Annotated in this window: 21 protein-coding genes and 1 pseudogene; 13 read left to right on the top strand and 9 right to left on the bottom strand. The window is 70.4% G+C overall.

Annotated elements, in window-relative coordinates; all coding sequences use genetic code 11:
- Positions 1-59 precede the first annotated feature (59 nt).
- From ACI2L1_RS28220 to ACI2L1_RS28195, 6 genes and pseudogenes are all read right to left on the bottom strand, one after another.
- The gene (locus ACI2L1_RS28220; RefSeq protein WP_404742186.1) at positions 60-2,042 is read right to left on the bottom strand and encodes an APC family permease; all 1,983 of its coding nucleotides are present in this window, start codon (positions 2,040-2,042) and stop codon (positions 60-62) included.
- Between the two features lie 518 nt (positions 2,043-2,560).
- On the bottom strand, positions 2,561-3,502 hold the full coding sequence (locus ACI2L1_RS28215) for a hypothetical protein (RefSeq protein WP_404742185.1): 942 nt from the start codon (positions 3,500-3,502) through the stop codon (positions 2,561-2,563).
- 114 nt (positions 3,503-3,616) lie between these two features.
- On the bottom strand, positions 3,617-4,570 hold the full coding sequence (locus tag ACI2L1_RS28210) for a transposase (RefSeq protein ID WP_404742184.1): 954 nt from the start codon (positions 4,568-4,570) through the stop codon (positions 3,617-3,619).
- Between the two features lie 44 nt (positions 4,571-4,614).
- Positions 4,615-5,229, bottom strand: a pseudogene (locus ACI2L1_RS28205) (transposase family protein); the annotation flags it as partial.
- A gap of 69 nt (positions 5,230-5,298) precedes the next feature.
- Positions 5,299-6,021, bottom strand: a complete 723-nt coding sequence (locus ACI2L1_RS28200; RefSeq protein WP_404742183.1) for a polysaccharide deacetylase family protein — start codon at positions 6,019-6,021, stop codon at positions 5,299-5,301.
- Entirely contained in the window at positions 6,018-7,415 is a 1,398-nt protein-coding gene (locus ACI2L1_RS28195; RefSeq protein ID WP_404742182.1) for a glycosyltransferase, read from the bottom strand. Before ACI2L1_RS28195 ends, ACI2L1_RS28200 begins: the two co-directional genes overlap by 4 nt.
- Before the next feature lie 177 nt (positions 7,416-7,592).
- On the opposite strand from ACI2L1_RS28195, the gene ACI2L1_RS28190 reads away from it, so the two are divergent.
- From ACI2L1_RS28190 to ACI2L1_RS28165, 6 genes are all read left to right on the top strand, one after another.
- Complete coding sequence (locus tag ACI2L1_RS28190) at positions 7,593-8,006, top strand: BlaI/MecI/CopY family transcriptional regulator (protein WP_404742181.1); 414 nt, start codon at positions 7,593-7,595, stop codon at positions 8,004-8,006.
- Positions 8,007-8,010: 4 nt separating this feature from the next.
- Positions 8,011-9,027, top strand: a complete 1,017-nt coding sequence (locus tag ACI2L1_RS28185) for a M48 family metalloprotease (RefSeq protein ID WP_404742180.1) — start codon at positions 8,011-8,013, stop codon at positions 9,025-9,027.
- 135 nt (positions 9,028-9,162) lie between these two features.
- Positions 9,163-10,104, top strand: coding sequence for an ATP-binding cassette domain-containing protein (locus tag ACI2L1_RS28180; protein WP_404742179.1), 942 nt, complete (start codon positions 9,163-9,165; stop codon positions 10,102-10,104).
- The gene (locus ACI2L1_RS28175) at positions 10,101-10,940 is read left to right on the top strand and encodes an ABC transporter permease (RefSeq protein ID WP_404742178.1); all 840 of its coding nucleotides are present in this window, start codon (positions 10,101-10,103) and stop codon (positions 10,938-10,940) included. Before ACI2L1_RS28180 ends, ACI2L1_RS28175 begins: the two co-directional genes overlap by 4 nt.
- 28 nt (positions 10,941-10,968) lie before the next feature.
- Positions 10,969-12,255, top strand: a complete 1,287-nt coding sequence (locus tag ACI2L1_RS28170; protein ID WP_404742177.1) for a sensor histidine kinase — start codon at positions 10,969-10,971, stop codon at positions 12,253-12,255.
- Positions 12,252-12,920, top strand: coding sequence for a response regulator (locus ACI2L1_RS28165; protein ID WP_404742176.1), 669 nt, complete (start codon positions 12,252-12,254; stop codon positions 12,918-12,920). Before ACI2L1_RS28170 ends, ACI2L1_RS28165 begins: the two co-directional genes overlap by 4 nt.
- 816 nt (positions 12,921-13,736) lie before the next feature.
- Here the strand turns inward: ACI2L1_RS28165 and ACI2L1_RS28160 are convergent.
- The 3 genes from ACI2L1_RS28160 to ACI2L1_RS28150 form a co-directional block, all read right to left on the bottom strand.
- Complete coding sequence (locus tag ACI2L1_RS28160) at positions 13,737-13,931, bottom strand: hypothetical protein (protein ID WP_404742175.1); 195 nt, start codon at positions 13,929-13,931, stop codon at positions 13,737-13,739.
- A 151-nt stretch (positions 13,932-14,082) separates the two neighbouring features.
- Positions 14,083-15,183: a WD40 repeat domain-containing protein gene (locus ACI2L1_RS28155; protein WP_404742174.1), complete on the bottom strand. Its 1,101-nt coding sequence runs from the start codon at positions 15,181-15,183 to the stop codon at positions 14,083-14,085.
- Between the two features lie 99 nt (positions 15,184-15,282).
- Positions 15,283-16,263, bottom strand: a complete 981-nt coding sequence (locus ACI2L1_RS28150; RefSeq protein ID WP_404742173.1) for an FAD-dependent oxidoreductase — start codon at positions 16,261-16,263, stop codon at positions 15,283-15,285.
- A 109-nt stretch (positions 16,264-16,372) separates the two neighbouring features.
- Between ACI2L1_RS28150 and ACI2L1_RS28145 the strand changes: the two genes are divergently transcribed.
- From ACI2L1_RS28145 to ACI2L1_RS28115, 7 genes are all read left to right on the top strand, one after another.
- Positions 16,373-17,308 carry a LysR family transcriptional regulator gene (locus tag ACI2L1_RS28145; protein WP_404742259.1) on the top strand — a complete coding sequence of 312 codons (936 nt, stop codon included), beginning with the start codon at positions 16,373-16,375 and terminating at the stop codon, positions 17,306-17,308.
- A 554-nt stretch (positions 17,309-17,862) separates the two neighbouring features.
- Positions 17,863-19,059: a sensor histidine kinase gene (locus ACI2L1_RS28140; RefSeq protein ID WP_404742172.1), complete on the top strand. Its 1,197-nt coding sequence runs from the start codon at positions 17,863-17,865 to the stop codon at positions 19,057-19,059.
- A complete protein-coding gene (locus tag ACI2L1_RS28135) occupies positions 19,056-19,754 on the top strand; it encodes a response regulator (protein ID WP_404742171.1) in 699 nt (232 codons plus the stop codon). The genes ACI2L1_RS28140 and ACI2L1_RS28135 overlap by 4 nt, the downstream gene beginning before the upstream one ends.
- Positions 19,755-19,983: 229 nt before the next feature.
- Positions 19,984-20,418: a hypothetical protein gene (locus ACI2L1_RS28130; RefSeq protein WP_404742170.1), complete on the top strand. Its 435-nt coding sequence runs from the start codon at positions 19,984-19,986 to the stop codon at positions 20,416-20,418.
- A 54-nt stretch (positions 20,419-20,472) separates the two neighbouring features.
- A complete protein-coding gene (locus ACI2L1_RS28125) occupies positions 20,473-21,255 on the top strand; it encodes an ABC transporter ATP-binding protein (RefSeq protein ID WP_404742169.1) in 783 nt (260 codons plus the stop codon).
- Entirely contained in the window at positions 21,252-23,816 is a 2,565-nt protein-coding gene (locus ACI2L1_RS28120) for an FtsX-like permease family protein (protein ID WP_404742168.1), read from the top strand. Before ACI2L1_RS28125 ends, ACI2L1_RS28120 begins: the two co-directional genes overlap by 4 nt.
- A gap of 160 nt (positions 23,817-23,976) precedes the next feature.
- Positions 23,977-24,711 (top strand): transposase, encoded by a 735-nt coding sequence (locus tag ACI2L1_RS28115; RefSeq protein WP_404742167.1) that lies wholly within the window; start codon positions 23,977-23,979, stop codon positions 24,709-24,711.
- Positions 24,712-24,792 lie beyond the last annotated feature (81 nt).

Genomic DNA, 24,792 nt, shown 5'->3' with positions numbered 1-24,792 from the left:
CCCCGCGGCGCCACCCACCGCCGTCTCGCAGCAGATCCAAGCCCTTCACGATCGAAACGCTAGCCGACCTTGGACCCGGCGCCAGATGAGCCGTACGCCTGCTGCGCGGCCACACGGTCGCTGGAGTCCAGCTGCCACGGCACGCTGGTGACCATCACCCCGCGCTGGAACAGCAGTCGGGCCTTGAGCCGCAACGCGGACTGGTTGTGCAGCAGATTCTCCCACCAGTGGCCGACCACGTACTCGGGGATGTACACGGCGATCAAGTCCTCGGGGTGCTCGCGGTGAAGGCGGGCGATGTACTCCAGCACCGATCCGGTGATGTCGCGATACGGGGACGCCATCACCGTCAGTGGAACCGAGATCCCCCGCTCCTCCCACTCGGCGCGCAGCGCTCTCATCTCCTCCTCGCTGATCTCGACCGTCAGCGCGGTGAGGGTGTCCGGGCGGGTGGCCTTGGCGTAGCCCAGCGCGCGCAGAGTCGGCTGGTGCAGCTGGGAGACCAGCACCACGGCGTGGGTGCGGCTGGGCAGCACGATGCCGCCCGGCTCCGGGCGCAGCTCGCGGGCCACCCGGTCGTAGTGGCGGCGGATGCCGCGCATCATCGCGAAGAGCACCGGCATGGCGATCACCACCAGGTACGCGCCGTGGCTGAATTTGGTGACCAGGACCACGATCAGCACCAGCGCGGTCAGGCAGGCGCCGACCGCGTTGATCGCCCGCGAGCGGTGGATGCGCCGGCGCTGTACCGGGTCGGTCACGTGGGCCAGTTCCCGGTTCCAGTGCCGGACCATGCCGGCCTGGGAGAGGGTGAAGGAGGTAAACACGCCCAGGATGTAGAGCTGGATCAGACGGGTCACCGACCCCTGGAAGGCATAGATCAGGGTTCCGGCGACCACGGCCAGGATGACGATGCCGTTGGAGAACGCCAGCCGGTCCCCCCGGGTATGCAGTTGCCGGGGCAGGTAGCGGTGCTCGGCCAGGATCGCCGCCAGCAGCGGGAAGCCGTTGAAGGCGGTGTTGGCCGCCAGTATCAGGATCAGCGCGGTGGCGGCCTGGATGTAGAAGAACATCACCGAATGCGTGCCGCCGAACACCGCCGCGGCGATCTGTGCGATCACCGTGCGCTGCGTTCCCGTCGCGCAGTTCCCGGGGAAGCCGACCAGCTGGCAGGCGTCGTCCACGTAGTGCACGTGGCCGATCATGGCCAGTGCGGTGATACCGGCGAACATGGTGATCGACAGTCCGCCCATCACCACCATGGTGGTGGCCGCGTTGCGTGCCTTGGGGGGCCTGAACGCCGGCACTCCGTTGGAGATGGCCTCCGCTCCGGTCAGTGCCGTGCAGCCGGAGGAGAACGCCCTCAGCGCCAGCAGCATCAGTGCCATCCCGGTCAGCCCGACGTGTCCCGACTCGGCCCGGACCTGCCAGCCCGCGCTCTCGGCCACCGGCGCGTGACCGAACGCTGTCTGCAGCAGTCCGATGACGATCATCGCCACCACGCCCAGGACGAACAGGTACGTCGGCACTGCGAACAGTCGGCCCGACTCGCGGACACCGCGCAGGTTCATCGCGGTCAGCAGTGCGACGAAGCCCAGGTTCACCAGGACCCGGTAGGAGTCCAGCGCGGGCACCGCGGAGATGATGTTGTCCACTCCGGCCGCCACCGACACGGCCACGGTCATGACGTAGTCCACCATCAGGGCCGAGGCCACCACGAGCCCCGCCCACGGGCCGAGGTTGCGCGATGCCACCTCGTAGGAGCCTCCCCCGGAGGGGTAGGCCTGCACCACCTGCCGGTACGACAGCACCACCACAGCCAGCAGCACCACCACCGCCGCAGCCACCCACGGCGCCAAATGCAGATACGCCAGCCCGCCCAGCGTCAGCACGAGCAGGATCTCCTGCGTCGCATACGCCACCGATGACAACGGGTCACTGGCAAAAACCGGCAAAGCGATCCGCTTGGGCAGCATCTGCTCACCCAGACGGTCACTACTCAGCGGGCGGCCCACGATCAACCGCTTGAACGATATCGACACACCGGCAGCCAAACGCCTCCGCCCTGACGGCACCCGAATCTTTGCGCCCTCTTAACGCCGCCACCTGCGATCTTCACGCCCTCTTGGCGCACCGTCGTCCACGCCGGGGTCCTGCATGGTTATCCTCGCGTCCCCCCGGGGGGCGCGGCCTCGTCCGACTCAGCGGAGGCCCGCAGGCCGGGTATGGAGGCTGCCGAGCCCAGGTCGAGGCGGCTGCTCATGCCCAGCTCGAACCGGCAGGAGTTCACATGGGTCCAGAACAGCACCCGACGCCTCGGTCCGGGCGGCAGTCGTTCAGCCGGTGGCGGCAGCCTGTCCGGCGGCGGCCCGAGCCTTGGTGCTGGCGAGCCGATGGCGCCATCGCACCCTCATCTCGCAGAGCATCCCAGGCTCCCACCGCAAGGCCCCGGGTGTTGCCAGAACTCGGCTCTGGCACAGATCTTGGGGAGCGGTTGCGGAGGGTCACTGAGGCAGGACCAGTTTGGGGAGTGGTTCCGCTGATGCCAGCTGTGCAGGCATCAATTCCCGATAGCCGCCCCAAGCTCATTGCGTAAGTGACCGTAGATGTTTACGAGTTGCCGGAGCGTGGCTGCCGCCGCTTGCGTCTCACCCGCAACAAGGTTGTATTGCACGCTTCCCAGCAGCCGGGCCTGGAAACCGGCGGTCTCAGCGGCATTACGCGCACCCGCCTGGCCCAGCCACAGTGACGCATCGGAAAGACGACGGGTGCCGACCCGGACGGCGAAGCCAGCCAGATGATCATGAGTACGGTCATCCAACCCAGCCAGTATCTGGGAAGCGAGACGTTCCACCGCGGCACCTTGGCCCAGGACACCGGGCGGGGTCTGGCATTCGTCTTGTCGGTCACCAGCAAGCCATCGTTGCGCTGCCGGGAGCGAATTCCGCAGCGCGGCAAGGACATCAACCTGACGCACGCGCCGGAAATCGCTGCGCATGGTGAAGGGGCCCGCACACTCCACCAGCTGGCTGTTCCACGCACCAGCAAAGGCACCAATGGGCAACGTGGCGAAAGGAAAGCCGTCGGGATCGTGGAAGAGCACCTGCTCATCGTCCACGGCGAGCACCACGACCCAGTGGTCACTGCCATTGGCCTCCCCCGCGGACCATGGCTGATGCAGGAGCAACCCGCTATCGACAGGGCCAGCCAGCACTGGCCCCGACCTGCTGGCTTGCCGCAGACGGTCGATGGCCTCCGTCGCCTCGCCGCCGCTCGTGCGCCGACATGTCCAGCCGAGCAGATCGAGGGCTTGGTCCAGGCCGAGGTCAGGATCCCACCCGAACGGATCGAAGTGGGGCAGTCCGCCCTCGGTGAACTGAGCGCCGAACGGAGATCCGGTCAATACCTCAATTGCCGAAGGCGCAGGCGCGTCGGTCCCCAGGACCATCGCCAGCGAGTTGGAATAGCAGTAAGGGGACGAACCGCTGAATGCAAGTGTCATGCACGGACCCTTGCATTTTCAATTTTCCATGGCAAGACAGTGCCCTGCAGAAGCAGTCGTCCCGGAGTGACGTTAGAAACTCGATTTGACACATGGAGGAGCGGTCACGCATAGCTACTGAAGCAGGATCAACTTGCGGAGTAGCTCGAATCCGGCTCGTCCGTAGAGTTGCCTTTTGATCTTCTTGATGCGGTTCACGGCGCCTTCCGTGCCGCCGGAGCTCCAGTGCAGGGTGAGGCCGGCGGTCACCGCGTCGAGGTCTCGGAGCAGGTGGAGGGCAAAACCTGTGAGGCCGGGCAGTTGGCTGGCGTCGACGGCGTCGATCCAGGCGGGGAGCGTGGAGCCGAGCCGGTGGGTGAGGATCTCGCCGAAGTCACGGACGTGTGCGGCGGCGGCTTCCAGTTCGGGGCAGCGGGCCAGTATGTCCTTCAGGGTCGCGGGGTGGCGGGTGAGCCAGCCGGTAACCCGCCGCACGGTCGGTGGAGGAGGCGGCGCCTGCGGCGGTGCGGCGCGCAGGGTGGCGATGTAGGCGCGGACCATCTGGTAGGTGACGGGGGCGTTCTCGGCGATGAGTTCGCGGTGCAGGCGGGTGACGTTCGTGCAGCCTGCGGCGAACCGCCGCTCCAGGTACGGCTTGTAGGGGTCCAGCCGGCTGGGTCGGGGGCGGTTCCCTCGGAGGGCGTCCTGCCAGTTGGCGGCGCGTGCGTAGCGCAGCACGGTGTTGAGGCTCCAGCCCAGATGCCGGGCGGTCGCCCTGCGCGAGCAGCCCTGGGCGAGCAGTTCGTGGACCATGGCGTGCGCGGCCTTCTTGCGCTGGGCCCGTCGGCCGTCAGGGGCCGGTTCGATGCGCTCCGAATTGCCATTCGACGTTTCAACGCCCTCTTGTGTAGGCGGCGGTGGTGCACTCAGGCACTCGCGGTGGGCGGCGACGCAGGTCTCCACGGCCCGGCCGATGCCCTGCCACAAATGAAACCGGTCGGCGACCTGGATCGCGGTGGGAGCGCCGAGCCGTGCGCCTTCGGCATAGGCGCCCAGATGATCTCTACGCCCGGGTGAGTGGCCAGCCATGCGGCCAGCGGACCAGAGTCGCGCGTCGGGAGCACGTCGACCACACGGTGGGTCTCTCCGCAGGTCAAGACGGTGGAGTAGGTCTGCCCGCGCCGGGTCGCGAAGTCGTCCACGCCGAGCACGCGCGGTGTGCTGGGCCGCGGGTCAGGCAACCCCATGACCCTGTGCAGCAAGGTCATCCGTCCGACTGGGAAACCCAGTTGGGCGGACAGCCTGGCGCCGGCTCGTCCAGCGAGTGCGAGCCCGACGTGCTCCAGAACGTGACCGAGCCGCGTGGTGAAGCGTGCATACGGGGCGGTCAGCCGTGCGAACGGTTCGGCGAACGTCCGGCGCGGGCAGTCGGCTGTGCCGCAGATGAAACGACGGACCGTCAGACGGATCACAACGCTCTGCCCGGCGAGCGGCAGATCCTTGAGTCCGCGCTGGTAGGAGTCGTGCACCCGATCCGAGAACCGGCCGCAGTCCGGACACACCGCGCGGGCCGCCCGGCCTCTGGCCGCGATGTCGACCGTGCCGAAGGCCGCGGCCACCTTCGCCGGCAGGTGCGGTCGGTCTCGTCGGCTACCAAGGCGGTGCACGCCGAACACTCTGGCCGTGACCGGCGCTGGGGACCCGATCGGCTGTCGACGGGGTAGGGGGATCTTGGGTGTGGGGCCCATGTCCCGCAGTCGGTAAGGGGCAACCGGCAGACATGGCATCGGCGGCCTCGGTGTGGCACGAGGTGGGGGTCATCCGTGGTCGCGCAGCGGGCCGACCTTGTAGCCGCGTCGCTCGCAGGAGTCGAGGACAAGGGGAAGGGCGCCGAGAGCCGAGCGCCACGCACCTGGAGCCGAGGTGCAGTCGGAGTCGTGGAGCAGGATCGTGCCGCCTGCGTCCAGGTCTGAGGTAACGGTGCGGTGGACGGACTCGGGTGTGGCGCGGGCGGTCCAGTCCTCGCCCCAGCAGGTCCACAGCACCGGAGTGAGCCCGAGCCGGTGGGCGGCCAGATGGGCAGCGGTCGACATGACGCCGTACGGGGGCCGAAAGAGCGTGGGTCGGCGTCCTGTGATGTCGGCGATGGTGTCGCGGGCGCGGGCGAAGTCGTCGTACGTCGCGCGCGGGCCGCGCAGCAGCAGTGGGCGGTGCAGCCAGCCGTGGACGCCGATTTCGTGTCCCGCCGCGGCGATCTCGCGGACCAGGCCGGGCGAGCGGTGCGCCTCGCGCCCGAGCAGGAAGAAGGTTGCCCGTACCTGGCGTTCGGCGAGGAGGCACAGGAAGTGCGGGGTGGACAGCGGGTCGGGTCCGTCGTCGAAGGTGAGCGCGATGTGGTCCGGGCGGCCCCGGCCCGTGAGGCGGGGCATGACGCGGTTGCGGAGTGGCCCGAAGGTCGAGACGGCGGGTGCGGCATGGGCGGCTACGAGGGCGGGCAGGGCGGCGAGAGCGGCGGTGCGGACCAGCCGGGCGGCGGTCACGAGTGGTGGCCTTCCGGGCGGGGGGTGTGGCCCGGGAGGGAGTCGTCCAGGTCGAGGCTGTGCCCGATGGTGTGAATCAGGCCCGGACTGTCGTATGTGGTGGCGATTCCCGTGCCGACGGCGCAGGCCCACACCCCGCATGCCGCGGCGGTGGTGGCGACGAGCCGGCGTGCCGCCGGACGGAGTCGTCGCGCGGCGGGCTGGGAAGGCGACGGCGGCAGTCCCGCGCGGTGGACGCGCGCTGTCTCCGCGGCGGGTCCGTCGTCGGGCTCGGTGGCGAAGAGTGCGAGGCCGGTCGCGCGTTGGCGCAGTCCGAGCGGGCCGTCGATCAGGTCGCACAGCACGGCCTTGAGACGGGCGGAGTCACGGATCCAGACCGCCGCACCGGCCTCCTCCAGAGCGGAAGCGTTGGTCAGCCCGTGGCCCGGTATGCACCGGTAGCTCGCGACGGGCAGGCCGACGGCGAACGCCTCCAGGGAGCTGAGCCCGCCCGCGTTCTGGACCAGGACGTCGGCGGCGTGCATCAGAGCGGGCATGTCGTCGACCCAGCCGTAGGCGTGCTCGATGCCGTCCGCGCGCAACTGCTCGGCCAGCGCCTCGTTGCGGCCGCACACGACCACGGGGACGGCCACACCGCAGTCGCGCAGCTCCAGGGCGACCTGCCGGACCGGTCCGACGCCCCAGGAACCGGCGACCAGGAGCGCCAGCGGTGCCTGCTCCGGCAACCCGAAGCGGGCCCGGGCCGCGACGCGCTCCCGTGCACTGCCGGGACTGAATCGCGGATCCACCACCGGACCGCACACTCGGACGTCCCGTGCGCCAGCGGCGCGCGCCTGTCCGGCGGGTACGGCGTGTGCGGCGAGATGGACGTCGACACCGTCCGCCACCCACAGCGGATGCACGGAGAAGTCGGTGAGGTACGTGAGCACGGGCACGGCCAGCCGCCCGCGGAGCCGCAGGCCGCCTAGGACGCGGCTGGCTCCCGGGTAGGTGGAGACGACCGCGCCGGTGCCGGGGTGCAGCGCACGCAGCATGCGCTCCTCGGCGGTGCGCAGCAGAGCTCTCGCCAACGGCCCGCCGCCACCGGCGCGTTCGGTGCTGCGGTAGACCCGCTGGTAGGCCCAGGGGGCCCGGACGAGCATGCGGTGGTATCCGTCCCGGACGAGCCGGCCCAGCCGGGCGGGCAGCAGGTCCAGCAGGTCGAACCGGTCGACGGTGAGACCGTGGGCCGTGAGCCGGCGGGCCAGTTCGGCGGCGGCGCCGTCGTGGCCGGCGCCGATGCTCGCCGAGACGATCGCGACACGCTCGGCCCGGGCCGTGGCCGGCACCGGCTCAGGGCGCTGGGTGGCGGCCGCCAGGGCGCGCAGATGCACCGGACTTCCGAGGTAGGGCATGGGGCTCGTTCCTCCGCAGGTGGCGTGGCGGCCGAACTCTACAACATGTAGTAGGTAAGCTCGTACGAGATGTAGTAGATCCCTCTGAGCTCCTGTGATGGCGATCCAGTCGGCGTCCTACGAGCCGTAGTAGATCCGCCGGTAGGCTGGCATGCCGAGCGGGAAGGTTGGTGAACGGTGCGCGACCGTAAGAGCGACGAAAGCGGTGGGGCGACCGGCAGGAGAGCCCGTGGGGAGCTGGAGAGCGGCGTCCTCGCCGCGCTGTGGGCGGTGGACGAGCCGCTGACCGCGCGGCAGGTCCTGGAGCGACTGCCCGGGGACCTCGCCTACACGACGGTGCTGACGATCCTGTCGCGCCTGCACGACAAGGGCATGCTCGTGCGGCACCCCGCGGGCCGCGGGTACGCCTACGCGCCCGTCCGGGACGAGGCGTCCGACACCGCCGTACGGATGCACAGCCTGCTGGAGCGCGGCTCGGACCGGGAGGCGGTGCTGTCCCGCTTCGTGTCCGAACTGTCGCAGGAGGAGGAGCAGTTGCTGCACCGCCTGTTGGGCGAGCAGGACGCCGGGCGCCACGACGACGGGCAGTGAGCCGGTGCGGATCAGTGTCTACATCCCCCTCCTGGTGACCGTGGTCGTCGCGGTGCTCGCGCCCCGGGCGGCCCGGCGGCCGGCGCCGCGGCCCGCGGCCTGGTCCCTGGCGTGCGCGGCGCTCATGACGGCGGCCGGCTGGCTCGGTTCACTGGCACTGCTGGCGTTCACCGGGTTCGCGCAGATCCCCGAGGTCGCGGAGGAGGGCCACTGGTCGGTGGCCGCGCTGCGTACGCAGGACCCGGTCTCCCTGGCCGTCGCGGCCGTCAGCGCCCTGACCCTGGTGGCGGGGCTCGTATCGCTGGGGGTGGCGGCCGTACGGCAGGGCGGCCACGTCCTGTGGGCCCGGCGGGAATGCGGCCGGATGCCCGGAGACACCGAACTGGTGGTGCTCGACGACGAGGCCCCGCAGGCGTTCGCGCTGCCCGGTGCCCCGGGACGGATCGTGGTGTCCCGGGGGATGCTGCGCTGCCTCGGTGACGCGGAGCGCGAGGCCCTCCTGGCGCACGAACGGGCCCATCTCCGAGGCCGCCACCACCTCTTCCAGACCGTGTGGCGACTCACGGCAGCCGTCAACCCGCTGCTGCGACCGCTGGCCGAGGCCGGCGGGTTCCTACTGGAGCGATGGGCCGACGAGGAGGCCGCGGCCCGGATCGGCAGCCGTACGGTCGTGGCCCGCGCCGTCGGGCGGGCGGCTCTCGCCTCGGCCGGCATGCCAGGTCCCGCCGCCCTGGCCGCGACCGGCGGGGCGGTGCCCCAGCGGGTGCGGGCCCTGCTGGCCCCGCCTCCCCCGCGCCGCACCCTGCCCTTCGCGGCGGGCGCCCTCCTGCTCGCCCTGTGCTGTGCGAGTTTGGCCAACGCCGCGTCGGACAGCGAGAGCCTGGTCTACAGCGCGGAACGGGCCCAGTGCGCGGCGGACGCCGAGGCGCCGGGCGCGGAGCGGGCGGCCCGCTCCCCGCAGCGGCCGGACGCCTGCTGCGACCGCCGGGGCGCCGGCGAACACGGAAGGCACCGCAGGTAGACGCGTAGTACCGCGGTACTACGCCCGCGGCGCGGTTCAGCCTCCCGGTACCACCGGATCGGGGTAATTCGGCGCTTAGCGTTGCCGGTGAGGCGTCGGAAGCGACGGACGCCGCAGCCGACAGAAAGAACGCGAATGATCGACGCACGGCAGTTGACCAAGAAATACGGGGAGAAGACGGCCGTCGACGGGCTGGACTTCCTGGTGAAGCCCGGCACGGTGACCGGCTTCCTGGGGCCCAACGGCGCGGGCAAGTCCACGACCATGCGCATGATCGTCGGCCTCGACGCCCCGACGAGCGGCTCCGTCACCGTGAACGGCCACCACTACGCCCGCCACCAGGCACCGCTCCAGGAGGTCGGCGCCCTTCTGGAGGCGAAGTCGATCCACCCGGGCCGCTCGGCGTACAACCACCTCAGGGCCCTCGCACTGACCCACGGCATTCCGCGCCGCCGGGTCGACGAGGTCATCGACCTCGCCGGACTCGGCAGCGTGGCGAAGAAGCGAGCCGGCGCCTTCTCTCTCGGCATGGGCCAGCGGCTGGGCATCGCGGCGGCGCTGCTGGGCGATCCGCAGACGGTGATGCTGGACGAGCCGGTCAACGGCCTGGATCCCGAGGGTGTGCTCTGGATCCGCAACCTGCTGAAGACGCTCGCTGACGAGGGACGGACGGTGTTCGTGTCCTCCCACCTGATGAGCGAGATGGCCCTGGTCGCGGACCACCTGATCATCGTGGGGCGCGGGCGGCTGCTGGCCGACACGACCGTGGCCGACCTGATCCGCGAGGCGGGAGGGGACTCGGTGAACGTCGCGACGCAGGACCCGGCGCGGCTTCGGGACGTACTGGCGGGGCCGGGCGTCGACATCACCGGGCGCGTCGGTTCCGAGGAACTGCAGGTGACCGGAGTGACCGCCCGCCAGATCGGGCTGAAAGCGGCCGAGCACGGGATCCCGCTGTTCGAGTTGAGCGCACGGACGGTGTCGCTGGAGGAGGCGTTCATGGACCTGACCAGGGACGCCGTGGAGTACCACGGCTCCACGACCGGGATCGAGACCATTGAGAGGTCGTCCGCATGAGCACCCTCACCGCAACTGCCGAGGAACCCCGGACCGCCCCCGCTCGCCCTGTCTACCGGGTGACCGGACGGCGCGTGCTGTCCTCGGAGTGGGCCAAGCTGTGGTCCCTGCGCTCGACGTGGATCACCCTGGGCCTCGGTCTGCTGTTCCTGGTGGCCTTTGGCCTGATCTCCGCGAGCCACTACAAGTCGGGGATCAACTCCGGCCACACAGACCGGGACTTCGCCGATGCGACGGCTGTCAGCCTGTCCCTGTTCGGTACGAACTTCGCCCAGCTGGCCCTGGGTGTGCTCGGCGTGCTGGTCACGGCGGGTGAGTACTCGACCGGCATGATCCGCTCGACGCTCGCGGCGGTCCCCCGCCGGCTGCCCGTGCTGTGGTCCAAGGCGGCGGTGTTCGGGCTGGTCGCGCTGGTGGTCGGCACGCTCGGCGCGTTCGTCGCTTTCGGCTTCGGCAGCGGCATCGTCTCCGGAACACCCGCCGCGATGAGCCTGACGCACGCCGGAGTCGTACGAAGCCTGCTGGGCGCCGGGCTCTACCTCGGCCTGGTCGGGGTGATCGGCACCGCCCTGGGCGCACTGCTGCGGTCGGTGGCCGGCGGGATCTCGGTGCTGGTGGCCACCCTGATGCTGATCCCGGGGCTGATCTCCCTGCTGCCGAGCTCCTGGCAGCACGACATCAGCCCCTACCTGCCCTCCAACGCGGGGGAGGCGATGTTCGCCCTGACCCACGACTCCACGACCCTGTCACCGGGTGCCGGGCTGCTGGTCTTCCTCGGCTGGACGGCACTGGCGCTGGCGGGTGCGGCCTACCGGCTCGCGCGCAGCGACGTCTGACCGGCCGCACCATGGCAGCGTGACAGCCGTGACCACCGATGACATCAGCGGGATGGGACCGCTGGTCGCCCGTCTGACCCGAGGCGGCCAGCGGCTGCGGCAGGCCGACCGGACACATCCGTGGGTGCTGGACACCGCGGTCGTGGTCCTGGTCTTCCTGATGTTCTGCGTGCCCGACCTGTTCCACGACGGTGCGGGCGACGGTGACGGTGACGGTCCGCGCAGGTTGCGGCTTGCCTTCACCCAGCTGCCCGTCGCGGGCATGCTGGCGGTACAGGCCGGCCTGGTGCTGCCCCTGCTGTGGCGGCGGCGCAGACCCGGGGCGGCCTTCGCCGCCATCACGGCGGTCTTCGTCCTCCAATGGTCCCTGGGCGCCGCACTGCGCGCGGATGTAGCCCTCTTCGTCGCGCTGTACAGCCTGGCCCTGCACGGGAGGCTGCGGCAGCTGCCGTGGGCCTGTGCCGCCATGGCGGGCTCCATGGGGCTGGTCGCTGTACGCGTGTCGTCGGCGGTGTCCGTCTGGGACGCGCTGTTCTTCCTGCTGAGCACGGCGACCGCGGCCGTCGCGCTCGGCCTGATGGTAAGGATCCGCCGGGCCCAGCTCGCCGGGCTGAGGGAACGGGCCGCCCGGCTGGAGATCGAGCGCGACCAGCGCAACAGGCTGGCCACGGCCACCGAACGCACCCGGGTCGCCCGCGAGATGCACGACATCGTCGGCCACAACCTGTCCGTCATCATCACGCTCGCCGACGCCGGCGCGTATGCCACCGACATCGCCCCCGCACGGGGCAAGGAAGCTCTTCAGCTCATCGGCGACACCGGCCGTCAGGCCCTCGGCGAGCTACGGCGCGTGCTCGGCGTGCTGCGCGAGACCGTGGAGGGTCCCCCGGGCGGGGCCGAGCTCAGCCCGCAGCCCGGCATCGTGGACATCGGCGCGCTGTGCGCCAAGGTGCGCGCCGCCGGACTGGAGGTCATCTACCGGACCTCCGGCGACGCGGACGCCCTGGACGGCGGGGTACAGCTGACGGTGTACCGCATCGTCCAGGAAGCACTCACCAACACACTGAAGCACGCAGACAACGGCACCCGGGTGCACCTGGCGATCCTCGTCGAGGACAGTCGGCTGACCATCCGGGTCCAGGACACCGGCCCGGCCACACCGTCCGGACCACCGAACGAGGAAGGACACGGCCTGGTGGGCATGCGGGAGAGAGCGGCTCTGTACGGCGGAACCGTCAGCGCGGGGCCGACGGGCGGCGGAGGATGGAGCGTCGAAGCCGTCCTCGACCTCACACCCCAAGGTGGTGCCCGGTGACCACCGTCCTCATCGTGGACGACCAACCGCTGCAACGCTACGGCTTCCACCTGCTCCTGGACTCCGTCCCCGAGACCGACGTCGTCGGTGAGGCCGCCCACGGTGCCGATGCCGTCCGCAAGACAGCCGAACTGCGCCCGGACGTCGTCCTGATGGATGTCCGCATGCCCGGCATGGACGGCATCGAGGCCACCCGCCGTATCGCCGCCGCCGGCGGACGCTCGCGCGTCCTGGTACTCACCACCTTCGACCTGGACGAATACGTCCACGCCGCTCTCCGCGCCGGCGCCAGCGGCTTTCTCCTCAAGGACGCGCGCCCCGAGGAACTCCTCGCCGGCATCCGCGCCGTCGCCGACGGCGACGCGGTCATCGCACCCGCGCTCACCCGCCGCCTCCTGGACGAGTACGCCCAGTACGTCCCCGCCCACAGAAGCGACTCCGCCGAGGATCCGCGGCTGAGTTCCCTCACCGACCGCGAACGCGAGATCCTCGTCGCCGTCGGCAAGGGCTGGACCAACGGCGAGATCGCCATCCGGTTCGTCCTGTCCGAGTCCACCGTCAAGACCCACGTCGGCCGCGTCCTGGCCAAGATCGGAGCCCGCGACCGCATCCAGGCCGTGATCTTCGCTTACGACCACGGCCTCGCCCGGCCCAGCGTGGACTGAACCGGGGAACAGTGATCGGCCGGTCGGGCCGCGTTCCCGGCCGTGAAGTCACCGCCGGGAGATCCCTGGTATCAGTGTTCGGACGCCGCTGAACAGGCCGAACTTCGCTACGGCACCACCGGCCGGCCCGAACACCGCTACCGGATCGTGCACTGAGGGTTTGCCGCGGGTGTCCACGACAGGGACACGCCTGGTGGGCATGCGGGAACGCGTGGCGGGCCCGCCAGAGTTCCAGGCGGTAGCTGCGCCCTCGCAGGGTGGTGACGGGGGGCACATTTTTTGGGGTGGGTCGAAGCCTCGGAGGCCTGCGCGAGGCACCAGCGCAGACCGGCCATGGTGCCGTCCGTGTACGCCGACCAGCGCGACACCCTGGAACGGGTGTCGGCGACGCCTCGATGTGTGGACCCTCTGACGGCGGATCAGCACTGACTTTTTGTCCGGCCCTCAAGGGCTGAAGCGGGTGGCCTAGCGGTTGGCAACAGTGGAACTTGGCACGCTGCGCGTAAACCTTTGACCTGTGACCATTGCCGTGGAGACTCAGCCCCGGCGCGCGGAGCAGAGCCTCTGCGCGTTGGAAAGGAAATCCGCTGCGCATGGTCTTGAGACCTCTCTCCTCGACTGGGGAGAGGGTCCTTGAACCGGGTGTGCGTGCCCATCGGGGGACGCGTTCTGGACGCAGGTTGGACACAAGGATCGACAAGGGCCGCCAAGATCCTCAAAGGACTCATAATCCGCCGGCCGTGGGTTCGAGTCCCACCCGCCCCACCGTAAACATGCTCTGACCTGCGGAAACGTTCTCCTTGAGGTGTGAGAGTGTCAACTCCCGCTCAACGGCCCGAATCCGCTGCCCGCGAGTTCGGTTCCGGAGTGGTCGGTCTCGATCGCGTCGAGGGGAATGACCAGCCGGATCCCTGCCCGGTCCAGCACAACGGCCTCGCTCAGCAGGTGCGCGCTTCCGCCTCTGCCACGCAACACGGTTCCGGGCGCGGGCTTCGCATCTCTCACAGCCATGACTGCGTCCGCCAATGGTCAACTGGGTTTGTTTCAGAGGGAGTTGAAGTCAACTTCTGAGCAGCGCGGCGTCAGGCCGCGAGCGATCGCAGAGTCTGCCCGGACGGCACCCGCGCCGCGTTGAACCGGCTGTGCGTGACCGAAGTCGGGGTCATCGGGTCCGCCACAGCCGCACCGTGCCGTCGAGGCTCCCTGAGGCCAGGGTCTTGCTGTCCGGGCTGAAGGCCACCGTTGTCACCTTGTCGGTGTGGCCGGTGAGGGTGTCGATGGGGACGAGGTCGAGTGTGCTCGAGTCCCACAGCCGCACGGTCCTGTCCTCGCTGCCGGTGGCCAGGGTGTCTCCGTCCGGGCTGAACGCCACTGTCGTCACCGCGCCGGTGTGGCCGGTGAGCGCGGCGGTGACGGTGCCTGTCCCGTAGTCCCACACCCGCACGATGTTGTCGGCGCTGCCCGTGGCCATGATGTAGCCGACCCGCCCGAACGCGACCGATGTGAAGCCGTGCCTGCGCGGGGCTTCGAGGGTGGCGTCGACGGTCCGAGTGAGCAAGTCCCACAGCCGCACCGGGCTTTCGGTGAGGTCCGCGCTGCCGGTGACCAGGGTCAGGCCGTCCGGGCTGAACGCCACCGCGTTGACAGCGGCCGTGCCCGGGGCCGTCAGAGCATGGGTGAGGGCGCGGGTGGGCAGGTCCCACAGCCGGGCCACGCCGTCGCGGCCGCCGGTGGCCAGGGTCCTGCCGTCCGGGGCGCACGCCAGGTCCAGGGTGGGCTGGGGATGGGGGAGGGCGATGCTGGTGCGATCCGCCATGTTCCACAGGTACACGGCGAGGGCGCCGGTCATGGCCAGCGTCTTGCCGTCCGGGCTGAAGGCCACCTTTGTCAGGTCTTCGACGTGGTCGGCCCAGGGGGTGGTGGCGGTGCCCTCCGCCACGTCCCACAACCGCAGCGTGCTGCCGGTGCCCCGGGCTCCGGACAGTCCTGCGGCCAGCGTCTTGCCGTCCGGACTGAACGCCACGCTGTCGGCGTGGCCGTCGGGGACGGTGAGCGTGGCCTTGCGGGGGTTGGCGGCGTCGTCAGCTCTGGACTCGATCACTGCGAGCGGGACGGCTACGGCGGTCGCTCCGAGGGCGGCGAGCAGCAGCGTGCGGCGTCGCACCTCGGCGGGGGGCTTCACCGGCGGCCGGCCGGGTTGCGGTTGCGTCCCACCCGCCGCCGTGGTGGAAGTGTTGATCTCCGCGGGTTCGACGGAATCCATCAGCGCACACCCAATCCTCGAGAACGGGAGCAGTACGAACGGGAGCGGTACAGGGGTACGTGTGGAGCCGCACGAAGGGGAGTTGCGAGCGGCAGGGGCTCATCCCGGCCGAACGGCCCCGCCGACAAGGGCGGTTGCGTGGTCCGCGCAGCCCCAGGCGAGGGTGACTCCGGCGCCTCCGTGGCCGTAGTTGTGCACCAGCCGCCGCACCCGGCCGTGAGGGTGCGGGTCGGCCTCCAGGCGGACGCCGCCTTCTCGATACGGCCGCAGGCCCACCCGGTGACCGAGGACCGGTAGGCCGGCCAGTTCCGGCAGCAGTTCGGTGCAGCGGCGCAGGATCGCGGCCGCGGTGGCCGGGGACGGCGTGGTGTCCCACTCGCCGATCTCGAAGGTGCCGCCGAGGACGATGTCCGTGCTGCGGGGGTGGACGTAGGTGTAGCCGTCGGCGTTGTCCGCGTCGCGCACGGACGTGTGCAGACCGGGGTTGGCCACGAGAACCAACTGCCCCCGCACCGGCCGCACTTCGGTGTCGCCGCACAGGGCGCGGGCGCCCAGGCCGGAGGCGTTCACCACCGTGGGAGCCCATACGCCCGCCTGTTCCAGGGCGTCGATACGGCGATGGATCAGCGTGCCGCCCGCCGCGGCCAAGCTCTGCTGGAGCCAAGGCAGGTAGCGGGACATCTCCACGGACGGAACGGTGAACGCCCAGCCCCCGGTGTAGGGGGCCCGTACCTCGTCCCTTCGCAGGGCGCGGAGGTCGGGGACGGCCGCGGCCCACCAGGGGACGTCGTGGGCCTTGCCGCGCAGCAGCATCCGGGTGGGGCGCATGACCACGCCGGGCACCCCCTTCGCCGCCTGGCGGGCGAACTCGTCGTAGGTGTGGGTGGCCCAGTCCAGTACGCGCGCCTCGAACCGGGTGCGGGTCGGATACCAGACCGCCGCCGCGACGGAGGACGTCGTCACGATCGACGACTCGGCCGCGACCACGGCGACGCGGGCGCCGGCCTGCTGCAGGCGCAGTGCGGTGGTGAGCCCGATGACTCCGGCGCCGACGACGACCGCGTCGAACCTGTCGCCCATGCTTCCCCCCTTGATCGCCGAACCGTGTGCTTCCCACTGTCGGCGGGGAGTTGACGACCTGTCCAAGACCAGTCATGTGCAATGCCATAAGAAGTGCTTATAGTTGAGGATGGACTTGCGGCGGCTGCGGTATTTCCTCGTGCTGGCCGAGGAGTTGAACTTCACGCGGGCCGCGCACCGGTTGCACATCGCCCAGCCTGCCCTGAGCCAGCAGATCAGGGCGCTGGAACGGGACATCGGCACTCCGCTGCTCGAACGCAACAGCCGGGGCTGCCGGTTGACCGCCGTCGGTGAGGTCGTCGCCCGCGAAGCCGGCGAACTGCTGGCCCGCGCGGACGCGGCGCGGGAACGGATCCGCGCGGCCGTCGGCGGACGGCAGGGGCAACTGCGCCTGGCCCTCACCCGCTCCGCCCGCGGCGGCCCCGTCGACGCCCTCCTCACCGCGTTCCGTACCCTCCATCCAGACGTGGATCTCGTCGTACGGACGGGATGGACGGCGCACAACATCACCGAGCTGCTGGCCGGGAGGCTGGATGCCGCCTTCGTACGGCCTCCGCTGGACGACGTGGGCCTGGAGTGCCGGCACATCGCCCGCGAGGAACTCCTCGTGGCCGTCCCCGCGGATCATCCTCTTGCCCGCGAACGCAGGGTCACCCGCGGGCGCATCGCCGCCGAACTCGTGATTCTCTGGCCGCGCGAGAACGCCCCCGGAATGCACGACCTGATCTCCCGGCAGCTGTGGCCCGACGGCGGGCCACGCATCGTGCGGGAAGAACCCGACGACGAGCAACTCCTCCTCAGCGTCGCCGCGGGCGTCGGCATCGCCCCGGTGCCCGAGGGGCGTGCCCGTGCGCTGCGTATACCAGGGGTGCGGCTCAAGCGCGTGACCGCACCCATGCCCACCGTGGACCTCGCCCTGGCCCACCAGGCGGCAAGCGCCACGCCAGCACTGCGAGGGCTCCTCAGCCTCGTCGACGCCCTGGCCGGGCCGTCGGCCGACGGACGTCGGCGACCGCCCGATCAGCACGTTCATGACCCAGCGTAGACAGTTCGACGCCGTGGCCCCCTACCTCCTTACCCCCAATAGCCATAGATGCTTTTGCCCGGCGAAGTGGGGCGGAGCCTCCGTGCATTGGAAACGGAATCCGCTGCGCGGGGGTTCGTACGGCGCGTCTCGTGTCGCTCGCTACCAAGATCCAGGGGACGGACAGGGGGGGCGTCGCGCCGACCGTCCCCGGGGCTGGTTCGTCGTCTCATCTGCCGGTTGTGTGGGCATGGGGCCGTGTGCGACCGTCGCTCCTCCGGGATTCGGCCGTTCCAGTTCTCCATGTGGACGACCATGAAAGCGGTGCTGGCGTCGTACTCCCGCAGCCGCTTCGCCGCGGTCGCCGCGGCTGCCGGCGTACGGATGCGGCCCGGATCTCTCCGGGTATGCGCGGACGCCACAACCATCTGCTGATGCGATCCAACGCCCGACCCGAGCATGAATGAGAACCCTGCACGGCCCGGAAGCCCCGTACCCACAGCCCACTTCCACCACGCTCGCACCCGGCGCGAGCTCCATCAGTTCGTATGACCGGGACGTGTACGCTGACCGCCATGAGGCGCCAGATGTGGTCAGTGCCGTGGGTGCACACGGTCTACGATCTGGTCCTCGCGCTGGTGGTGGCCTATTCGACGCTGTCCTACGGGGCCTACGACATGCCCATAGGCTTCTCGATGGCGGCGGCCGTGGCGTTTCGCCGGCGCTGGCCCATGACGGTGATGGCGGTCGTTTCCGCCCTCGCGCTGGTGCAGTATCGGCTGTCGGTTCTACCCGAGCCATTGGCAAGCGAAGGGGCCATGTACGACATGGCCGTCCTGATCGCGATGGTGACCGTGGTGAGCCATACCGAGCAGATATGGAAGGCGTACGCCGCCGGTGGCATCTCCGTTCTGGGCATCATGCTGGTGTTCGGTGGCACGGCCGATGTCACCTCTGAGGCCGGCCGGGACGGTCTCAACGAGGCCCTGGCGGCCGCGGGCGCATGCGTGGCGGTGTGGATGACCTCGTACGTGTTGCGGACCCGCCGGCTGTACGTCGGTGTCCTTGAGGAACGCGCGGCCACCGCGGAGCGGGAGCGTGCCCACCTCGCCCAGATCGCCGCCGCCGAGGAACGCGCGGAGATCGCGCGTGAGTTGCACGACGTGGTGGCGCACAGCCTGGCCGTGATGATCGTGCAGGCCGACGGGGCCAGTTACGCGATCGTGGCGGATCAGGACAGGGCCCGCACGGCGATGCAGACGATCGCGGGCATCGGCCGGGACGCGCTGGAGGACATGCGCCGCATCGTCGAGGTGCTGCGGGGCACCAAGGGGTCCGACGCCGAGGACGACAGTGATCGTCGCCGGGTCGGCCTGGCCCATCTCGAACCGCTGGTGGAGCGGGCCCGCGTCGCCGGACTCCAGGTGGAGCTGCGTATCGAGGGCGAGCGCCAGGGGCTCTCGGCCGCCGACGAGTTGACCCTTTTCAGGATCGCCCAGGAGGGCATGACGAACGCGCTGCGGCACGCCGGCCCCTCGGCTCAGGTCTCCGTCACGCTGCGGTTCGACGACGGCACCGCCGTGCTGGAGGTGGTCGACGACGGGGCCGGCAAGCTGGCCGGCTCCACTCCGGTCGTACCCGGGTCGGGCGGCAACGGGCTCGTGGGCATGCGGGAGCGGGTCGAGGTGCATGGCGGACGGTTCACCGCCGGCCCCCGGCTCGGCCCGGGGTGGCAGGTCAGGGTCGAGCTTCCGGTGAGGACAGCTGCATGAGTGGCATGAACGGTTCGAGCGGTACGAAGAGGCCGATCCGGGTGGTCGTCGTGGACGATCAGCCGCTGGTGCGCGCCGGATTCGCCATGGTGCTGGACGCGCAGTCCGACATCGACGTCGTCGGCGAGGCCGGGGACGGGGCAGAGGCTCTCTCGCTGCTGGACAGAACTCCGGCCGATGTCGTCGTCATGGACATCCGTATGCCGGTCATGGACGGGGTGGAGGCCACCCAGCAACTCGTCACGCGCCCGGACCCGCCCAAAATCCTTGTGCTCACCACGTTCGACACCGACGAGGACGCGTTCGCCGCGCTGCAGGCCGGCGCGAGTGGCTTCCTCATCAAGAACGTGCCGCCCGAGGAATTCCTCGCCGCGATCCGCGTGGTGGCGGCGGGCGACTCCGTCGTGGCGCCCCGCGTGACCCGCCGGCTCCTCGACCGGTTCGCCGGACAGCTCAACTCCGCACCGCAGCACGAGGACGACCGGCTCGCCGTCCTGACCGAGCGGGAGCGGGACGTACTGGAACTGGTCGCCCAGGGGCTGTCCAACTCCGAGGTCGCCGCCCGCCTTTACGTCGCCGAAACGACCGTGAAGACGCACCTCGGGCGGATTCTGACCAAGCTGGAGTTGCGCGACCGGGTGCAGGCCGTCGTGCTGGCGTACGAGGTCGGTCTGGTCCGGCCGTCGTCCGGCTGACCCCGTCGTCCGGCTGACCCTTACCGCACCGCCTACCCGCACCTCCCTGCCCTGCCTGCGGCCCGGTCCCATACCGGCGTAGGACCCGGATCCCGCCCGGCGTACGACCCGGGTCGTACGTGCCCGGCCCCGGAGGTCGTATCCCGATCCGATGTGCCGAAAAGCCTGCCCGGCAAGAATCGTTGATGACACGAACGAACGTGTCTTGACAATTCTCTGGAGGCCTCAAATGGCTACATCTGAAACGCAGACCGGCAAGATCGGAAGCCCGAGGGTAAAGGCACTGGTATTCGGGATCGTGGCGATCGTGATTCTTGCGGCGGTAGGAACCGGCGGTGCCTACTGGTGGCATCAGCGCAATGCGCCGAGCCAGGCTTCCGCTGCCGACTGCGCGCTGGCCCAGAGGATCATCGACGAGGCGCAGGCCCAGGACAAGTCCACCGTCATGAAGTGGATGGAAAAGATGCACGACCTGCGCAAGGCGCAGATGAAGGACGGCTACCTCGGGTACCAGATCGCCCGGTACGAGAGCTCGATCGCCGCCCACCTGACGGGAAAGGGCGAGGCGCCGACCAAGGCGGGCCTGGCCGATGTGTCGGCGCAGGCGAATTCGCACTGCACCGCGGTCAAGCGCACCCTCGTTTTCCCGCCCCTCGCGGCCTGACGCGTTCCACGTCGTAGAGCTGTAAGCCGCAAAGTCGTTGAGGGGAAACAGACAATGAGTGCCCGTGCCGATGCGCACGACAATGAAAGCATTTCCCGGGACGACGGCAATGCCGTCGTCCGAGCGGAGGACCTCGTCAAGGTCTTCGGCCAGGGCGACACCGGAGTACGAGCCCTGGACGGGGTCACCGTCGGCTTCGGCCGCGCGCAGTTCACCGCCATCATGGGCCCGTCGGGTTCCGGCAAGTCCACCCTCATGCACTGCCTGGCCGGCCTCGACACCGCGACCTCCGGGAAAGTGCTGCTCGACGGTACCGATCTCACCGGCCTGTCCGACCGCGCACTGACCGCCGTACGGCGCGACAAGATCGGCTTCGTCTTCCAGTCGTTCAACCTGCTTCCGCAACTGACCGCGTTGCAAAACATCACGCTGCCGCTCGACCTGGCCGGCCGGCCCGTCGACCAAGAGCTGCTCGACCACCTCTGCGGCGTGCTGGGCATCGGCGACCGGCTGGCCCACCGGCCCAGTGAGCTGTCCGGTGGCCAACAGCAACGGATAGCGCTGGCCCGGGCGTTGGCGTCGCGGCCCGCTGTGGTCTTCGCCGACGAGCCCACCGGCAGCCTGGACTCGCGCTCCGGCGCAGAGGTGCTCGGCTTCCTGCACGACTCGGTACGCGACCTCGGGCAGACGGTCGTCATGGTGACCCACGACGCGGGCGCCGCCGCCTACGCCGACCGCGTCGTCGTCCTGGCCGACGGCCGGATCGTCGGCGACCTGGACTCCCCGACCCTGACGTCGGTAACCGACGCGCTGCGGAGCATGGCGGGTACCCGATGAGCCGCGGACCGGGCATCGGCAACGCCGCCGTGCTGCGCACCCAGCTTGCCGGCGTGCTGGTCCGGCCCGGCCGGCTCGTCATGACGGGTCTGGCGGTGGTCGTCGCCGCGTTCGTCGTGTTCGGCACCGTGATGGCCCAGCAGATCACCGAACGAACCGCCCTCGACCGCTTCAGCGGGACCCCCGCGGCGACCAGCCTGATCGTCACGGCGGACGCGGGCGGGGACGCGCCGGCCATCACCGACGCGCAGATCAAGGCCGTCCGGGCAGTGTCCGGCGTGGCCGAGGCCGCAGCCCGGACGGAGATCGGGGTATCGCTCGCCGACGTCTCAAGGCACTATCTGAACCTTCAGGGCGACCCGGGCACCGGGCGGCTGTCACGGGTTCAGGTAGTGGCGGGCAGTTACCCGGACGGTCCCCGGGAGGTGGCCGTGAACCGCCAGGCCTCGCAGCAGTTCGAGATCGAGCCCGGCGACCGTGTCGGCATGCTCTTCCCGGCGGGCGAGGACGGCGGGACGAAGACGGTCACCGTGACCGTCACGGCCGTTGTACAGGCGAACTCCGACCGGGGGACCACTGGTTACGCCCCCGCCGCCACCATCAATTCGCTGGGCGGCACAAAGGGATATCCGCAGCTGGACATCCGCGCGGAACCCGGGGTGTCCGTCCGAGCTCTGTCCGAGCGGCTGTCTCCGGTGCTCCAGCGGGCTGCCGGCGCGGCTGTCGAGTTCACCCCCGGCGACACCGTGCGGGCCATGGAGGCGAAGAACGCGGCGAAGCAGTACGCGGACATCTTCCAGCTCATCGCGATGTTCCTGGCGATTGCCGTGGTCGCCGCCACCCTCGTCTCGACGTCGACGTTCCGCATCGTCTTCGCGCAGCGGCTGGGCCAACTGGCGCTCCTGCGCACCATCGGGGCCCAACGAGGCCAACTCGTCCGGGCACTCGCCGTCGAGGGCGCGCTGGTGGGCCTGGCCTCCGGTACGGCCGGCGTCCTGCTGGCGCTCGGCGCCGGACACGCCGCCCCGGTGATCGCGGGCGCCGCAGGCCAGACCCTCCAGGCTCCCGGGGTGCCCGTTCCCGCGGCCCTGGCGGTGGTACTCGGCGCCGTGCTGGTGACACTGGGCGCGGTGCTCACCCCTGCGTTGTCCGCCGCCGGCGTCTCCCCTCTGCAGGCGTTGCGCAGCGCCGGCACCGTGTCGGGGGAACGCGGCATCGGTCTGATCCGCCTCGGCTCCGGCCTGTTCCTCGCCGCAGCCGCCCTCCTCCTGGTCGGCCTGATCCTCATCGACATGCCCGAACCGGGCAACGCGAACTACGACGCGTCCGCGAGCCTGATGGGGACTGTCGCGTCCGGTGCGCTGGCCTTCCTCGCGCTGATCGCCCTCGGCCCGCTGCTCGTACGCCTGGTGCTGGCCGCCGTCAGGTTGCCACTGCGCAGGCTCGGGCCCACCGGCACCCTCGCCGTCGGCGGCGTCGGCGGCACCCCGCGCCGCGCCGCAGCCGTGTCGGTCGTCGTCGCGCTCGGCGTCACACTCGTCTCCGGCACCCTCGTCGGCGTCGCGAGCCTGCAGGGCTGGGCGGATCGGGGCCTCGCACTCACGGCCCCGGCGGACTTCGACCTGCGCGACAGCGATGGCCTCGGCGCAGACGTCGTACGCCGGACCAAGGCCCTGCCGCAGCTGGCCAACGTGATCGACTACCGCATGACCGACGTCTCCATCGGCGGGTCCGACGTGAGTGCCACCGACCTGGACCTGGCCGCCTTGCCCACCTCACGGCAGCTGTACACGGACACCGGCAAGCTGAGCGATCTCGGTCCGGGCCGAGTGATCGTCAACGCCCGGCTCGCCCAGCTGCTCGGCGTGACGGCCGGCGACAGCTTCACGATCACCACGCCCACGAAGGGCACCATCCGCGAAACCGTCGCCGCCACGCTGCCCACCGAAGCGCCCCTGCACGCCGACCTGATCGCCACCCCCGCCGACCTGGAGAAAATCGGCGCCTCGTCGCGGCCGACCGGCATCCTGGCGAACGCCGCCGAGGGTGGGCAGACGGCCCGCAACGCGGCGGCGAGGGCGATCGAGAAGACCGTCGGCCCGAACACCGACGCCCAGCTGAGCATCCTCGCGGAGGAACGCGACAACAGCAGCGCCGATCTTGAGGTGGCGGCCACTTCGGCGCTCGGTCTGCTCGGGCTCACCGTGCTCATCGCCGTCGTCGGCGTCGGCACCACGACCGGTCTCACCGTGCTGGAACGCACCCGCGAGTCGGGACTACTGCGGGCGCTGGGACTCAGCCGCTCCAGGCTGCGCTTCATGATCGGCATCGAGGCCGGCCTGTACGGGGTCCTCGGCGGCGTCCTCGGACTGGCCCTCGGCGTGCCCTACGCCTGGCTGACGGTCCGGGTACTGAACCTCGGCGCGCCGCTGCTGCTGCCCGTCGGGCAACTGCTGGCGGTCTTCGCGGGGCTGGTGGGCATCACCGCGCTCGCCGGCCTGCTGCCCGCCCGCCGCGCGGCCCGGGTCAGCCCGGTCGCGGCACTGGGCACCGCCGAGTGAGCCGAGGTGGGCGCGCCGTACCGGGCGCGCCCACTCGCCGGGCGACGGCCTCCTGATCGGCGAGTTCGCCGAATTCAAGGTGGATGCGACCGACGCGAGGCCCGGAGGGCCCCGGTGGAGGGCTCATCCTCTACTGGTGCGCGAGGCACAGTGTTCGACCGTGCCCGCTCCGCGTCGGACGACGCGACGGCATTCGCCCAGGCTGGAGCCGTTTAAGAAGACGATCCGGGCCATCGCCCGCCATCTGGGCCGGGGCCGTCACACGGTGCAGCGGTACGCCCGCGCCGAGCACTGGCACCAGGTGTCCCCGGGACGCCACCGGCTCGGCAGCAACCTGGACGTCCACCCCGCCTGCCTGCCCCGGCGCATCGCCGAGACCCGCGGCCGCATCTCCCTCACGGCCCCGCACCGCGAACTCGCCGACCGCGGCTGGCAGGGCAGCTACTCCACGCTGCGCGATTGGGCGCGGCACCGCCTGCACCAGCCTTGCTGCACCCCGCAGCCGCCCCCGGCACCACCCAGCACACGGCAGGTCACCGGCTGGCTCACCCGCCGCCCGAGTTCGCTCACCGAGGATGAACGCCAGCAGCTCGAAGTGCTCCTGGACGGCTGCCCCGAACTGGCCGCCGCGCACCGCCTCGTCCGCGACTTCGGTGACATGCTCACCCAGCAGACCGGCGTCCTCCTGCCCGCCTGGATCGACGAGGCCCTCGTGGCGGACCTGCCCGGCCTGGCCGGCTTCGCCCGCGGACTGACCGGCGACCTGGACGCCGTCACCGCCGGGCTCACGCTCCGCTGGAGTTCGGGCGGCACCGAGGGCGCCGTGAACCGCATCAAGAAGATCAAGAGGCAGCTGTATGGCCGGGCCGAATTCGACCTGTTACCTGTTGACTGAACTACCCGAAGTGTTTTCCCAGTTCAGTGACCTGATTGCGGATTCTTCGTTGGTCTGTCCGTGGAGACCTCGAGAGACCTG

The sequence above is a fragment of the Streptomyces sp. NPDC019531 genome (assembly GCF_044903305.1).
In the GTDB taxonomy this organism is placed as follows: domain Bacteria; phylum Actinomycetota; class Actinomycetes; order Streptomycetales; family Streptomycetaceae; genus Streptomyces.
Note: the sequence above shows the minus strand (reverse complement) of the source record. Positions and strands in the feature narration are given on the sequence as shown.